The sequence below is a fragment of the Cryobacterium sp. TMT4-10 genome, from assembly GCF_004403275.1.
In the GTDB taxonomy this organism is placed as follows: Bacteria; Actinomycetota; Actinomycetes; order Actinomycetales; family Microbacteriaceae; genus Cryobacterium; species Cryobacterium shii.
Genome location: NZ_SOGU01000029.1, coordinates 23,788 through 37,731 on the forward strand (window position 1 = coordinate 23,788; position 13,944 = coordinate 37,731).

The 13,944-nt window shown below is 70.6% G+C and carries 12 protein-coding genes; 5 read left to right on the forward strand and 7 right to left on the reverse strand.

All coding sequences use genetic code 11. From position 1 onward, the window contains the following. The first annotated feature begins 63 nt into the window (after positions 1-63). Positions 64-903, forward strand: a complete 840-nt coding sequence (locus E3T42_RS04195) for a DUF4397 domain-containing protein (RefSeq protein WP_134402508.1) — start codon at positions 64-66, stop codon at positions 901-903. A gap of 175 nt (positions 904-1,078) precedes the next feature. Beyond that, positions 1,079-1,924 carry an anti-sigma factor gene (locus E3T42_RS04200; protein WP_166789052.1) on the forward strand — a complete coding sequence of 282 codons (846 nt, stop codon included), beginning with the start codon at positions 1,079-1,081 and terminating at the stop codon, positions 1,922-1,924. Positions 1,925-2,093: 169 nt separating this feature from the next. Here the strand turns inward: E3T42_RS04200 and hpaD are convergent, their stop codons facing one another. The 7 genes from hpaD to E3T42_RS04240 all read right to left on the reverse strand — a co-directional run bounded on the left by hpaD (position 2,094) and on the right by E3T42_RS04240 (position 10,645). Further along, positions 2,094-3,170, reverse strand: a complete 1,077-nt coding sequence (gene hpaD / locus E3T42_RS04205; protein WP_134367287.1) for a 3,4-dihydroxyphenylacetate 2,3-dioxygenase — start codon at positions 3,168-3,170, stop codon at positions 2,094-2,096. Positions 3,171-3,281: 111 nt separating this feature from the next. Then, positions 3,282-4,850 (reverse strand): 5-carboxymethyl-2-hydroxymuconate semialdehyde dehydrogenase, encoded by a 1,569-nt coding sequence (hpaE, locus tag E3T42_RS04210; RefSeq protein ID WP_134402510.1) that lies wholly within the window; start codon positions 4,848-4,850, stop codon positions 3,282-3,284. A gap of 3 nt (positions 4,851-4,853) precedes the next feature. Then, entirely contained in the window at positions 4,854-5,813 is a 960-nt protein-coding gene (dapA, locus tag E3T42_RS04215) for a 4-hydroxy-tetrahydrodipicolinate synthase (RefSeq protein WP_134367291.1), read from the reverse strand. Positions 5,814-5,935: 122 nt separating this feature from the next. Beyond that, on the reverse strand, positions 5,936-6,661 hold the full coding sequence (locus E3T42_RS04220) for a GntR family transcriptional regulator (protein WP_134402511.1): 726 nt from the start codon (positions 6,659-6,661) through the stop codon (positions 5,936-5,938). Then, positions 6,658-8,145 (reverse strand): fumarylacetoacetate hydrolase family protein, encoded by a 1,488-nt coding sequence (locus tag E3T42_RS04225; protein WP_134367295.1) that lies wholly within the window; start codon positions 8,143-8,145, stop codon positions 6,658-6,660. Before E3T42_RS04225 ends, E3T42_RS04220 begins: the two co-directional genes overlap by 4 nt. Before the next feature lie 140 nt (positions 8,146-8,285). Then, positions 8,286-9,641: an MFS transporter gene (locus E3T42_RS04230; RefSeq protein ID WP_134402512.1), complete on the reverse strand. Its 1,356-nt coding sequence runs from the start codon at positions 9,639-9,641 to the stop codon at positions 8,286-8,288. 353 nt (positions 9,642-9,994) lie between these two features. Beyond that, the gene (locus E3T42_RS04240) at positions 9,995-10,645 is read right to left on the reverse strand and encodes an IclR family transcriptional regulator (protein WP_370261698.1); all 651 of its coding nucleotides are present in this window, start codon (positions 10,643-10,645) and stop codon (positions 9,995-9,997) included. Positions 10,646-10,713: 68 nt separating this feature from the next. On the opposite strand from E3T42_RS04240, the gene E3T42_RS16880 reads away from it, so the two are divergent. The 3 genes from E3T42_RS16880 (at position 10,714) to E3T42_RS04255 (ending at position 13,525) form a co-directional block, all read left to right on the forward strand. Then, positions 10,714-10,872: a hypothetical protein gene (locus E3T42_RS16880; protein ID WP_174776677.1), complete on the forward strand. Its 159-nt coding sequence runs from the start codon at positions 10,714-10,716 to the stop codon at positions 10,870-10,872. Positions 10,873-11,234: 362 nt separating this feature from the next. Beyond that, positions 11,235-11,918 carry a hypothetical protein gene (locus tag E3T42_RS04250; RefSeq protein ID WP_134402514.1) on the forward strand — a complete coding sequence of 228 codons (684 nt, stop codon included), beginning with the start codon at positions 11,235-11,237 and terminating at the stop codon, positions 11,916-11,918. Positions 11,919-12,049: 131 nt separating this feature from the next. Continuing rightward, positions 12,050-13,525 carry an NAD-dependent succinate-semialdehyde dehydrogenase gene (locus tag E3T42_RS04255; RefSeq protein ID WP_134366601.1) on the forward strand — a complete coding sequence of 492 codons (1,476 nt, stop codon included), beginning with the start codon at positions 12,050-12,052 and terminating at the stop codon, positions 13,523-13,525. Positions 13,526-13,944: the final 419 nt, after the last annotated feature.

Consider the following 13,944-nt stretch of genomic DNA (forward strand, 5'->3'; position numbering starts at 1 on the left):
TAAGAGAGGGACAGATTCCCTCCCCAGAATGACCCCCCTTACAGACCCAAGCAGGAGGAAACGATGCACAAGTCCCTCAAGATCGGCATGACGGCCGGGGCCCTCGGCGCCCTCGTCGCGCTCGGCGGTATCGCACCGGCCCAGGCGGCCGACGACGTCGCGAAGCTGTCCGTGCTGCACGGAGTTCCCGGCCTCACCGTCGACGTCTACGTGAACGACAAGCTCACCCTCGACGACTTCAAGCCGGGCGACCTCGCCGGCCCGCTCGATCTCGCCGCCGGCACCTACAAGGTCGCCATCACCGCATCCGACGCGACGGATGCCAGCGCTGCCGTGATCGGGCCGGTGGACCTTCCGCTCGAGGCCGGCAAGAACTACACCGCCGCGGCTCACCTCCAGGCGGACGGCAAACCCACCGCGACGCTGTTCACCAACGACATCTCGCAGCTCGCCGCCGGTGAGGGCCGTCTGACGGTTCGCCACGTGGCCGCCGCCCCCGCGGTCGACGTCCTGGCCAACGGCGCCGCGGCGATCACCAATCTGGTGAACCCGAACGAGTCGATGCTCGTGCTGCCGGCCGGCACCATCTCGGCCGCCGTCGCCGCGACCGGAACCACCGACCCGGTGATCGGCCCGGCAGACGTCAACGTCGCCGAGGGCACGAACACGATCGTCTACGCCTGGGGCAGCCTGACCGACAAAAACCTGGCGCTCGCCGTGCAGACGATCAACGGGCTCCACTCGAACCCGGACAGCATCCCCGCCGGTGAGGGCGGCCTCGTCGCCACCAACCAGACCGGCAAATCGACCGGACTGATGGTCGGCGGTTTCGCGGCCCTCATGATGGGGCTCGTCGCCGCAGCCGTTGTCGGCATGCGCCGCGCCGCCGGCGCCCGCCGCTGACACCCGCCGGACGAGGAACAGACACCATGAGAGCCACAGCGGGCAGCATCCCAGCGCTCGCTGTGGCTCTCGTGCTGCTCACCGGCTGCACCCCCGCCCCGGGCGAAGCCCCGAGTGCGCCCTGGAACTGATCTCGCTCCAGCACACGGTGGCCGTCGGCCGGTCCGTCCGCACAGTGCGACTCGTCGAGCCCGGCGACCAGGTCTGGGGGCGGATCCACTCCGCACTCGGCCTGACCGACGCCGTTGCCGCGTCGCCGCGGCTCGCCGACTACGCTTCGGCGGCCGAGCCGGCCGAGCCGGCCGAGCCGGCCGAGCCGGTAGCGGAGGCCGAGCCGGCCGCGCTCACCGAACCTGCCGAGCCGGCCGAGCTCGCCGAACCGGGAGCGGAGTCCGAGCCGTCCGCAGCTGCAGAGCCTGCCGAGCCGGGAGCGAGAGCCGAGCCGTCGGCAACTGCCGAGCCCGAGCCCGAGCGCGCCGCCGTAGCCGAGCCTGGACCGACCCCTGGTCCTGACCAGGCGGGACAGTCGGCATCCGTCACCGATATCGGGGCCGGGTCGCGATCGCACGCCCGTCACCGTCGTCGCCGGGTCTGGCTGCCCGTGGCGGTGGCGGCGGGAATCGTCGGCCTCGTCGGAGGAATCGGCGGCGGAATCTGGTGGGAATCCCTCCGGCAACAGGCCCCGGCACCGGTGATTGCGACGGCCGAACTGGACCCGTTCCCCGGCTGGACGGCCAGCGGCGTCGCCCAGGTCGAGAAGACGGCCGATGGCCACCGCGAGGTGGTGGTCGATGTCACCGGGGCGACGGATGCCGGGCTCCGGGAAGTGTGGCTGATCAAGTCGGACGCGTCCGGGCTGATCAGCATCGGCCTGCTCGACGGTGACAGTGGCCACTTCGCCATTCCGGACGGAGTGGACCTGTCCGAGTTCCCGCTGGTCGACGTGTCCGCCGAGCCCGACGACGGCAACCCGGCGCACTCCGGCGACTCGATCGTGCGCGGCGAGCTCCGCACAGTCTGACCCGCTGACCCGCTCCGCCCCACCCTCTCCGCAGAGTCTGACCCGCCCGCAGTCCGCCCCCGATAGTGCCCGTTCCGGTCGAGAGTGCCCGTTCCAACGGGCACTCTCGACCGGAACGGGCACACTCACGAGACGGGGAGCGGCCGGAACGGGCGGCCGGAGTGGGCCGCTAGAGCGTGTTGCCCAGCTTGAAGCCGTGCTCGACGTCGTCCTTACGGGTGTACGAGAAGCCGTCGGCGCCGACCGTGACGGCCATCTCGCTGGACTCGGTGCGGGCGATCACCGGCTGCGGGTTGCCGTCCAGGTCGAGCACGAGCGAGGCATCCGTGTACCAGCTGGGCACGACCGGGTTGCCCCACCAGTCGCGGCGCTGGTTGTCGTGCACGTCCCAGGTGACGACGGGGTTGTCCGGGTCGCCGGTGTAGTAGTCCTGCGTGTAGATCTCCACCCGGTGGCCGTCGGGGTCGCGCAGGTAGAGGTAGAACGCGTTCGAGACGCCGTGGCGGCCCGGGCCGCGCTCGATCACGTCGGACATCCGCAGGGCGCCGAGCTTGTCGCAGATGTAGATGATGTTGTGCTTCTCGTGCGTGGAGAAGGCGATGTGGTGCATCCGCGGGCCGTCGCCGCCGGTCAGGGCGGTGTCGTGCACGGTGTCCTTGCGGCGCATCCAGGCCGCGTAGGTGACGCCGTCATCGTCCTGGATGTCTTCGGTGACCCGGAAGCCGAGGTCCTCGAGGTAGCCGCGGCCGCGTCCCACGTCGGGGGTGACCTGGTTGAAGTGGTCCAGGCGCACCAGGGCGCCGGGGCCCTGCAGGTCGTAGCGCCAGGCGAGGCGTTCGACGTGCTCCACGGAGTAGAAGAACTCGTAGGGGAAGCCGAGCGGGTCCTCGACCCGCACGGAGTCTCCGATGCCCTTGACGAACCCGTTCGTGCGGCGCTCGGTGCGGCAGCCGAGCTCCTGGTACCAGGCCTCGGCCAGGCCCACATCTTCGGGGGCGCGCACCCGGAACGCCATCGCGGCGACGGCGGCGACGGGGCCCTGGCGCAGCACGAGGTTGTGGTGGATGAACTCCTCGAAGCTGCGCAGGTAGATTTCGGTGTCGCTCTCCTCGGTCACGACGAGGCCGAGCACGTCGACGTAGAACGCGCGCGAGCGGGCCAGGTCGGTGACGACGATGTCCATGTAGGCGCAGCGCAGGATGTCCGGCGGGGTCGCGGTGGGCGTGGGGATGGGGGTGGTGGTCATGGAATCCTCCTCGTTGAGTTTCAGTCGGTTGGCGTAGGTGAGGGGTCCCAAATCGACCTTCGCAGGGCCAAGGAAGGTCGATATGGGACCCCTCACGCGATCGGAAGGGGGTTAGTGCGCGCCGAAGCGGGCGGTGTGCACGGACCCGAGGGTCACGTGCACGGCCTGCTGCTCGGTGTAGAAGTCGATCGACCGGTAGCCGCCCTCGTGGCCGAGACCGGAGGCCTTCACCCCGCCGAACGGGGTGCGCAGGTCCCGCACATTGTGCGAGTTGAGCCAGACCATGCCGGCCTCGATCGACTGCGCGAAGGTGTGCGCCCGGGTGAGGTTGCTGGTCCAGATGTAGGCGGCCAGGCCGTACTTGACGCCGTTGGCCAGCTCGAGGGCCTCCTCGTCGGTGTCGAACGGGGTGATCGCCACGACGGGTCCGAAGATCTCCTCCTGGAAGATGCGGGCGGTCGGGGCGACATCCGCGAACACGGTCGGGGAGACGTAGTTGCCCTCCGGCAGGTTCTCCGGGCGACCGCCACCGGCGAGCAGCCGGCCCTCGGACTTGCCGATCTCGACGTAGCTCATCACCTTCGCGTAGTGCTCGGGGTGCACGAGCGCGCCGACCTCGGTCTTCGGATCGTGCGGGTCGCCGACCACGATGTTGGCTGCGCGGGCCGCGTAGCGGTCGCAGAAGTCCTCGTAGATGGGGCGTTCCACCAGGATCCGGCTGCTGGCAGTGCAGCGCTCGCCGTTGAGCGAGAACACCCCGAACAGGGTCGAGTCGAGCGCGGCATCGAGGTCGGCGTCGGCGAAGACGACGGCCGGGGACTTGCCGCCGAGCTCCATCGACATGCCCTTGAGGTTCGCGGCGCAGTTGCGGTAGATGGTCTGGCCCGTGGTCGTCTCGCCGGTGAACGAGATGAGGGGGACATCCGGATGCTTGACCAGCGCGTCGCCGGCCTCTTCACCGAGCCCGTTGACCAGGTTGAACACCCCGTCGGGCAGCCCGGCGGCGCGGAAGATCTCGGCCCACAGGCTCGCCGACAGCGGCGTGAACTCGGCTGGCTTGAGCACGACCGTGCAGCCGGAGGCCAGCGCGGGGGCGAGCTTCCAGCTCTCCAGCATGAAGGGGGTGTTCCACGGGGTGATCAGTCCGGCCACGCCGACCGGCTTGCGGAAGACGTAGTTGATCTGGCTGCCCGGCACCTGGTAGGTGTCGTCGGTCTGCGCCACGATCAGGTCGGCGAAGAAACGGAAGTTCTCCGCCGCGCGCTTCGCCTGGCCCAGGGCCTGGGTGATCGGGAGGCCGGTGTCGAACGTCTCGAGTTCGGCGAGGCGGGCGTCCTGGGCCTCGACGGCATCCGCGATCTTGTTCAGGATGCGGGAGCGCTCGCGCGGCTTCATGCCGGGCCACGGGCCGTTGACGAAGGCTTCGGTCGCGGCGGCGACGGCGAGGTCGATGTCTTCCTTCTGGCCGGCGGCGGCGGTGGCGTAGGTCTGGTTCGACACCGGGTCGAGCACATCGAAGGTCGCCCCGGAGACGCTGTCGACGAAGCGTCCGCCGATGAAGTGCTGGATGCGGGTGGGCAGGTTTTCGGGCACGTGCCGGCTGACCGGCGTGGTCGCCGTCGCCGTTGCGGTCGCCGTCGCCGTTGCGGTGGCTGGCGCTGTCTGGACTGTCTCGGTCATGGCTCAGGCCGCCTTCGGGGTGAAGCCGGCGACCTGAAAGCCGTCGACGGGGGAGAGGTACGGTTCGCCGGCGGCCAGGAGCGTCTTCATCTTCGCGATGCCCGCATCCGTCGGGGTGATCAGCGGTGGGCGCACGAAGCCGCTCTCGATCAGGCCGCGCTGTTCGAGCACCCACTTGCCCGGTGCCGGGTTGGTCTCGACGAAGAGCAGGTCGACGAGGGGGTGCAGGCCATAGTGGATGCGGCGGGCCGTCTCGATGTCGCCGGCCATCCATGCGTTGTACATCTCGACGTGCGCGACCGGCGCGATGTTGCTGGTGGCGCTGATGTAGCCGATGCCGCCGAGGGCCATCAGGGGCAGGCAGAGCAGTTCGATGCCGCTCCAGACCAGCAGCTCGGGGCCGCAGAGTTGCAGCACCCGGGAGAAGTGCTCGAAGTCCTTGGTGGTCTCCTTGACGCCGACGAAGTTGTCGAAGTCGCGGTAGAGCCGATTGATGGTCTCCGGGGCGATGTCCACGGCGGTGCGGCTGGGCACGTTGTAGGCCACGATCGGCAGGTCCGGGAACTCCTCGGCGACGGTCTTGTACCAGACGTAGAGGGCTTCCTGGGTGGGCCGGGCGTAGTAGGGGGTGATGATCAGGGCGGCGTCGACGCCGGCGTCCCGGGCCGCGGCGGTCAGCTCGAGGGTCTCGTCGAGCTTGGCGGAACCGGTGCCGGGCATGAAGGGCACCCGGTCGCCGATCGCGGCGGCGACCGTGCGGATGGCGGCGGCGCGCTCGGCGATGGTCTGCGAGCTCGGCTCGCCGGTGGAGCCGCCGAGCGAGATGCCGTGGGTGCCGGAGGCGAGCTGCCAGTTCACCAGGTTGGTGAGTCCGGCGTGGTCGACGGCGCCGTCGGCGGTGAACGGGCTCATCAGCGGCGCGATGGAGCCCTTGATCTGGCTCGGGTCGGTGCGGAACTTCATTGTTTTTCCCTTCGGAGCAAGTGTGGTCAAGTCGTTCAAGACCCGGTGAGTGTTCCCGTTCCGGTCGAGAGTGACCGGTGCAACGGGCACTCTCGACGGGAACGGGAACAGGTAGAGGTGGGTTAGGCGGGTGCGGGTGCGGGTGCGGGTGCTGCTGCGGATGCGGCGGCGGCGGGGTGCTGCCGGGCCAGGAAGGCGTCGAGGGTGCCGAGCCGGTGGTTGCGCGCGGCGAGTTCGACCTGCAGGGGGTCGGCCCCGTTCTCGATCAGGTCGAGCAGGGCCGCGTGTTCGGCGACCGACTCCTGGGCGCGGCCGGGCACGAAACTGAACGTCGATTCGCGCAGGGTGCCGAGCCGGCTCCAGCCGCGGTGCACCAGATCGAGGACGTGCGCGTTCGGGCACGCCTCGAACAGGGCCGAGTGGAAGTCGCGGTTGAGCCGGGTGAAACTGACCGGGTCGAAGTGGTCCAGGCAGTCGGCCATCTCCGCGTTGATCAGCCGGGCGCGTTCGAGCGTGTCCGCGTCCATCAGCGGCGCGGACAGCGCCGTGGCGTAGCCCTCGACCAGGCCGAGGGTCTGCATCGTGTAGACGTATTCGGTGGCGTCGAGCATGGCCACCTGGGCGCCGATGTTGCGCTCGAACGTGACCAGGCCTTCGGCCTCCAGCAAACGGATGGCCTCCCGCACCGGCACCGTGCTGACGCCCAGCTCGCGGGCGATCTGCCCGAGCACGAGGCGGTAGCCCGGGCTGAAGCTGCCGTCGGTGATGCGCTCCCGGATCCACTGGTGGGCGAGCTGCGCCTTGCTCAGGGACGCATCCGTGGTCTGGGCGCCGGTCGAGATCGTCATGCCTGCTCCTTCGCCCAGTCCCGGAAGCGCGCCTTCCAGTCCGCGTTCATCGGGTAGAGCCCGTCGACGCCGTGCCCGGCCGCGACCATGGCGGCGATGAACGTCTCCTCGTGCTCCTGCACGATGGCGGCGGCCACGACCTCCTCGACCAGGTGCGGCGGGATCACGAGCACCCCGTCCGCGTCGCCCACGATCACGTCGCCGGGCTGCACGGAGGCGCCGCCGCAGGCGATGGTCAGGTCGGTGTCCCACGGCACGTGCCGGCGTCCGAGCACGGCCGGGTGCGGTCCGGCGTGGTAAGTGGGGATGGAGAGGGCGGTGACGGCCGCGAGGTCGCGCACGCCGCCATCCGTCACGATCCCGGCGGCGCCGCGCACCTGGGCGCGCAGGGCCAGAATGTCGCCGACCGTGCCCGTGCCCAGCTCGCCGCGGGCCTCGATCACGAGCACGTCGTCGGTGCCGAGCGAGTCGAACGCGCGCTTCTGGGCGTTGTACCCGCCGCCGTGCGACTCGAACAGGTCCTCCCGGGCCGGGATGTACCGCAGGGTGCGGGCCCGGCCGACCAGGCGGGCGTCCGGCCGGGTGGACCCCAGGCCGTCGATCGACACGGCGTTGAGGCCCCTCTTGCGCAACTGGGCGCTGAGGGTGGCGGTGCCGACGCTGTTGATCCGGGCCTTCAGCTCGGCCGTGAGGTCGAACGCCGGCGCGGCGACGGATGCCGGGGCGAGCCCGGCCGCCTCGGCCGACCCCCAGGCCTCGGTGCGCTGCAGATCGTCGACCAGCGGCTTCGCCCCGAAGTCCTGAAACGGCACCGATCCCGCCGTGATCGGGCTGACCAGGCGGCCGGTGCTCGGCGCTCCCGGCGCGCCCGGGGCATCCACTTCGACCTCGACCGTGTCGCCGGGCACGACCACCGAGGATCCGGCGGGCGTGCCGGTGAGGATCAGGTCGCCGGGTTCGAGGGTGATCAGCTGGGACAGGTCGGCCACGAGCCGGCCGAACCCGAAGAGCAGGTCGGCGGTCGTGTCCTCCTGGGCGAGGGTGCCGTTCACCCAGGTGCGGATGCGCAGCGCGGCCGGGTCGAGGTCCTGCGCCGACAGCAGCGCCGGGCCGACCGGGGTGAAACCGTCCCCGCCCTTCGAGCGCAGGTTCGAGCCCTTGTCCGCGTGGCGCAGGTCGTACACGCCGAAGTCGTTGGCCGCCGTGACGTGGGAGACCGCCGCCCAGCCGTCCTCGGGTGGGACGCCGCGGGTGCGGCGCCCGATGACCAGCGCGATCTCGCCCTCGAACACCAGCAACTCGCATCCGGCCGGCCGCTCGACCGGCGCGCCGCTGGAACTGAGCGACGACGCCGGCTTGAGGAAATAGGACGGCTGGCTGGGTGTGCGGCCGCGCTGGGCGGCCCGGCTCGGGTAGTTCAGGTGCAGGGCGATGATCTTGCCCGGCGTCCCGAGGGTGCTGGCGGATGTGGGTGATGTCGTCAAGTGCGGCGGCCCTTCTCGTCGTGCTGGCGTGTGTCGCGTCTGGTCGTGCGGGTGGTGCGGGTGGTGCTGGTGGTGCGGGTGGTGCTGGTGGTGCGGGTGGTGCTGGTCGTGCTGGTCGGGTCTAGTCGTACTGGTCGGGTCTAGTCGTGCTGGGAGATGCCGAGCGGCACTCCGCGGGTCTCCTTCACCGCGGTCACGGCGATGAAGGAGATGGTGGCGAGCACCATGATGTAGATGCCGATCGACGGGGACCAGCTGGTCTCGTCCAGCAGCAGCTGTGCGATCAGCGGGGCGAAGGCGCCGCCGAGGATGGCGCCGAGGGCGTAGCCGATGGAGACGCCGGAGTAGCGCACCTGGGCCGGGAACATCTCCGCGTACAGGGCGGCCTGCGGTCCGTAGGAGAAGCCGAGGCCGCTGGCCAGGACCACGAGCGCGACCGTGAACCAGAGGATGTTGCCGGTGTCGATCAGCAGGAACATCGGGATCGCCCAGATGAACAGCCAGCCGTAGCCGAACTGGAAGGTGCGGATGCGGCCGATCCGGTCGGAGAGGATGCCGCCGAACATCGTCGACGCGAGCCAGAACACGGCGGCGATGGTGCTGGCGAGCAGCACCGGGGAGCGTTCCATGCCCAGGCCGCCGGCCTCGACCGGCTTCGTGGCGTAGGAGGAGAAGAACGCGATCAGGAGGTAACCGGCCGCGTTGTTGGCGATGAAGATCAGGGCGGTCAGGATGACCTGGCGCCAGTGGTCGGAGAAGAGCTGGCGCAGCGGGGCGGCCGATTCCTTCTTGCGGTCCTGCATCTCCTGGAAGACGGGGCTTTCGTCGACGGAGCGGCGGATGACGAAGCCGACGATGATCAGCAGCAGGGAGACGAGGAACGGGGTGCGCCAGCCCCAGGAGAGGAAGGCTTCCTCGCTCATCGAGGAGGTGACGAGCAGCATCACGCCGGTCGCCAGGATGAGTCCGGTCGGCACGCCGATCTGCGGGTAGGCCCCGAAGAATCCGCGGCGGTTGACCGGGGCGTGCTCGACGCTCATCAGCGCGGCTCCGCCCCACTCGCCGCCGGCCGAGAAGCCCTGCAGGATGCGCAGCAGGATGAGCAGGATCGGTGCCCAGACGCCGATCTGCTCGAAGGTCGGCAGAAGGCCGATCAGCGCGGTGGCCGCGCCCATGATGACGAGGGTGAGCACGAGCATGGCCTTGCGGCCGAGGCGGTCGCCCAGGTGCCCGGCGACCACGGCGCCCAGCGGGCGGAACAGGAAGCTGATGCCGAGGGACGCCCAGGCGATCAGCTGCGCCAGACCGGCGTTGTCATTGGCGAGCGGGGCGAAGTACAGCCCGGCCAGCACGAGGCCGGCCGCCTGCGCGTAGATGAAGAAGTCGTACCACTCGATGGTGGTGCCCACCATCGTGCCGGCCAGGACGCGGCGTTCCTCGCGCCGTTTGGCGTTCGTCCTGTTCTCGGCCTGGGTGTGATCGGTCGTCAATGCCATGGAATACTCCTTCGTATTTCACTGCGGTCTGTGCTGTGTGAGTGCTGTGTCAGCTGCAATTCACTGCGGGTTCATGCGCGATCTCGCGCGATTCCAGAACGGTATCACAGATCGTATATTATCCAAAGGGGATTCTGGGCGAGGTGGCCTGGGGCGGCCGGTAGCCCGGCGGGGTGTGCGGGCCGCTGGCCGTGCCGGGCGGAATGCCGGTCGACGGGGCGGACCCCGACCGGATGCTGCGGGCGGGCGTGCCGGGCGTGCCGGGCGTGCCGGGCGGAATGCCGGTCGAGGGCGCGGGCCCCGACCGGATGCTGCGGGATGCCGCGGGACCGGGCCGCTGGAAGTCTGGGCGCCTAACGCAGGTCGGCGGTGATGGCGGCGGCCGCAGCCGTGAGCCGGGCGCCGATCTCGGCGGCGCTGCGCCCGGTGCCGAGGTAGACCACGGCGAGGGCTGCCGGCGCCTCGCCCGGAACCGTCAGCGGCACGGCGACCGACGCCAGCCCCGGGATGACCTCGTCGTGGCTGGTGGCGAAGCCCCGTTCTCGCACGGAGTGCGCCTCGCTGCGGCGCGCCTCGTCGCCCAGCCCGGCCCACTCGTCAGCGGAGAGCACCGACTGGATGGCGATGGCCGGCGCCCCGCGATCGAGCGGATGCCGCGTGCCCGGGCGCTGCGCGACCGTCGCATGCGCCTGCCTGGGTTCGACGCTGACCAGGGTGACGACCTCCCGCCGGTCGAGCACGGCGACGAACGCCGTCATGCCTAGGTCGTTGGCGACGCTCGTCAGTTCGGGCAGCGCCGCGGACTGCAGGCCCCGGGAGACGCCGCGGGCGAGTGCGGCCATCCTCGGGCCGAGTCGGACCGCGCCGGCGGCATCCCGGATCACGACCCCGTGGTCTTCGAGCGTGCGCAGGATTCGATAGGCGATCGAGCGGTGCACGCCGAGGGCGGCGGCCACCTCGGCGATGGTCAGGGGCGTGTCGGAGTCCGCCAGAATCTCCAGCACACGGATGCCGCGGGACAGGGTCTGCGAATGCGGCACCGCTTTCGCAGCGGGCTGGCTGATCTCACTCGTTGGCGTCGACACGTCGCCATTCTCGCACCCGCGGCCCCGCGGCCCCGCGGCCCCGCGTCGCCGTCGCCGTCGCCGTCGCCCATGCCCTCGCCCTCGCCCATGCCCATGCCCTCGCGCTCGCCCTCGCCCTCGCCCATGCCTCCTCCCACCTCCCGTAACCTTCGCCCGTGCTAACTCCTGCAGATTGCCGGGCCGCGCAGCAACTTCCGCGGATTTTCGGGGGACCCTGCCGCGGCGGAGGCCGAATTGCAGGAGTTATGCGTTGCCTCCCGGGGCTAACTCAGGAGATTCGGTCGCGGGCGGCCGATTCCGCCCGGACGAGTGCGGCGGCAACCGGGTCTCATGGCGAATCTCCTGAGTTGGCCACCGTGCGCTGGCGCGCCGGAACTCCGGGTGAGTGAGACACGCGTGCGCTGGCGCGCTGGAACTCCGGACGAGTGAGACACCCGTGCGCTGGCGCCCTGGATCCGTGCGCCGACAGGCAAGACTCCCGGGCGAGACCGCCCTATCTTGGGGTCTAATGAGTGCGATCTGGGTGTCCGTGTCCGTGTGCGTGGTCGCTGCCATCGTGGCGGCCGGCCTGGGCGTCGTGTGCGCGCTGGCCGCGCTGCGCGGACCCGGCCGCACCCTCGTGGCCGTGCCCGCCATGGTGCTCATGGCGGCCTCGACCGTGGACATGGTCCTGCCGGGGACGCCCGGGTTGCACCCGCTGGCCTGGGTCGCGCTGATGGTCGCCGCGGCGCTGCTGGCCCTGCTCGACCGGCGACGGCGAGTCGCGGCCGCGCACCATGCCACAGCCCTGCTGCTGATGGCCGTGATGTGGGTCGCCATGCTGCCGGCCGCTACTGGTACAGGTGCCGGTACCGTCGCATCCGTCACCGCATCCGGCCCGGCGGGGCTGGTCGCCGCGGGCAGCCCCGCCAGCGACGGCGTGCTGCACGGCGTGGTGCACAGCGCGGTGCACGCGGCGGCACACGGCGGGCACGGCCTGGCGCTGTCCGGAGCGGGCGGACTGCTGCTCGGCGGTCTGGCGGCCGCGGCATCCGTCGCCCTGGCGGTCAGCGCCGTTCGGTCGGCGCGGCGCGCGGCGGGGTCGCGGGGGATCGCGGTTGCTGACAGGCTGGAGGCAGCCCAGCACGTGAGCATGGCGCTCGCGATGACGATGATGGCCGGCGGGATGCTGCTGCCCCTGTTCGGAACCTGACTGCCGGGCGACGCGCCGGCGGCCGGCCGACGGATGCGCCGCGCTCCGGAATCCCGGGACGCACCCGGAGCCGGTGGCTTGGATAGAATTTCACCGTCAACCGACGGGAAGACACGACCATGGGAGAACCAATGACGCACGTGACCGAAGCGGAGCTGCTCCAGCACGTTCCCAACGAACTGTTCATCAACGGCGAGTGGGTGCCGGCCGCCGACGGGGCGACCCTCACTGTGCACGACCCGGCCACCGGCAAGGTCATCAAGACCATTGCCAGCGCCGGGGTCGCGGATGGCGCCGCCGCCCTCGACGCCGCCGTCGACGCGCAGGCCAGCTGGGCCGCCACCCCGCCGCGCGTTCGCGGCGAGATCCTGCGCCGGGCCTTCGACCTGATGCAGGAGCGCAAGCACGAATTCGCCCTGCTGATGACGATCGAGATGGGCAAGCCGCTCTCCGAGGCATACGGCGAGGTGGCCTACGGCGGCGAGTTCCTGCGCTGGTTCAGCGAGGAGGCCGTGCGCGTCACGGGCCGTTACGGCACCAACCCCGAGGGCACGGGCCGCATGATCGTGTCCCAGCACCCGGTCGGGCCGTGCTTCCTGATCACCCCCTGGAACTTCCCGCTCGCGATGGCGACCCGCAAGATCGCCCCGGCGCTCGCCGCGGGCTGCACCGTCGTGATCAAGCCGGCCGCGCTCACCCCGTTGACCACCCTCTACTTCGTGAAACTGCTTGAGGAGGTCGGACTCCCGGCCGGCGTCGTGAACGTCATCACGACGTCGACCTCGGGCGCGGTGTCCGACCCGATCATCGCCGACCCCCGACTGCGCAAGCTCAGCTTCACGGGCTCCACGCCGGTCGGCCAGAAGCTGATCCAGCAGTCCGCGCAGGGCGTGCTGCGCACCTCGATGGAACTCGGTGGCAACGCCCCGTTCGTCGTGTTCGAGGACGCCGACCTGGACAAGGCCGTCGAAGGCGCGATCGCCGCCAAGTTCCGCAACGTGGGCCAGGCCTGCACGGCAGCGAACCGGTTCATCGTGCACGAGTCGATCGCGGAGGAGTTCGCCCGCCGGGTCACCGAGCGCGTCAACGACTTCACGGTGGGACGCGGCACCGAGGCCGGTGTCAACATCGGCCCGTTGATCAACGAGGCCGCGGTCGCCAAGGCTGACGCGCTGGTCCAGGATGCCGTGGACCGGGGCGCGACGCTCCTCACCGGCGGCTCCGCCATCGACGGCATCGGAACCTTCTACCAGCCCACCGTGATCTCCGGCGTCACGCCGGGCAGCAACATCCTGCACGAGGAGATCTTCGGACCGGTCCTGGCGATCACCCCGTTCGTGGACGAGGACGACGCCGTGCGCATCGCCAACGACACCGAATACGGGCTGGTCAGCTATGTGTTCACCCAGGACCTGGCCCGCGGCCAGCGGATGATCGAGCGCCTGCAGACGGGCATGATGGGCCTCAACCTCGGTGTCGTCTCCAACGCGGCGGCTCCGTTCGGCGGGGTCAAGCAGTCCGGTCTGGGCCGTGAGGGCGGACTCGAGGGCATCCACGAATACCTCTCCACGAAGTACACCCTCACCCCGGACCCCTTCGCCGGGTAGTCGCAGGGCGGGTTCGCCGGCGGAGCAGCGGGTCGGCGGAGCGGCGGAGCGGCGGGTCGCCTCGCCTCGCCGGGCGGGCGCCTCGCCGACCGGCCCGTGCGGCTAACTCAGGAGATCCGCCGCGGCATCCGTACGTCGCCGCACTGATCCGGGTGCCGGGTGCCCATCGCACCCGGTTTTCCTGAGTTAGCCCCCCCGGTGGCCGAGCGCACCGCTGCATAACTCATGCAATTCGGTCTCGCCGGCCTGGGCCGGCCCTGGAATTCCGCGGATGCGCATCCGTCGCGGCGCGAATCTGCAGGAGTTATGCAGAGGGACCCGGGCTGACCGGGCTGCACGGGCGCGCCCGCCGCGCGCCCACCGCGCACCGGCACCGCGCACCGGCACCGCGCACCGGCACCGCGCACCGGCACCGCGCA

Excerpts from the sequence above, each read along its gene's own strand:
- E3T42_RS04195 (WP_134402508.1), top strand. The coding sequence starts at position 64 with ATGCACAAGTCCCTCAAGATCGGCATGACGGCCGGGGCCCTCGGCGCC.
- E3T42_RS04250 (WP_134402514.1), top strand. The coding sequence starts at position 11,235 with ATGAGTGCGATCTGGGTGTCCGTGTCCGTGTGCGTGGTCGCTGCCATC.
- dapA (WP_134367291.1), bottom strand. The coding sequence starts at position 5,813 with ATGAAGTTCCGCACCGACCCGAGCCAGATCAAGGGCTCCATCGCGCCG.
- hpaE (WP_134402510.1), bottom strand. The coding sequence starts at position 4,850 with ATGACCGAGACAGTCCAGACAGCGCCAGCCACCGCAACGGCGACGGCG.
- E3T42_RS04220 (WP_134402511.1), bottom strand. The coding sequence starts at position 6,661 with ATGACGATCTCGACCGGCGCCCAGACCACGGATGCGTCCCTGAGCAAG.
- hpaD (WP_134367287.1), bottom strand. The coding sequence starts at position 3,170 with ATGACCACCACCCCCATCCCCACGCCCACCGCGACCCCGCCGGACATC.
- E3T42_RS04255 (WP_134366601.1), top strand. The coding sequence starts at position 12,050 with ATGACGCACGTGACCGAAGCGGAGCTGCTCCAGCACGTTCCCAACGAA.
- E3T42_RS04230 (WP_134402512.1), bottom strand. The coding sequence starts at position 9,641 with ATGGCATTGACGACCGATCACACCCAGGCCGAGAACAGGACGAACGCC.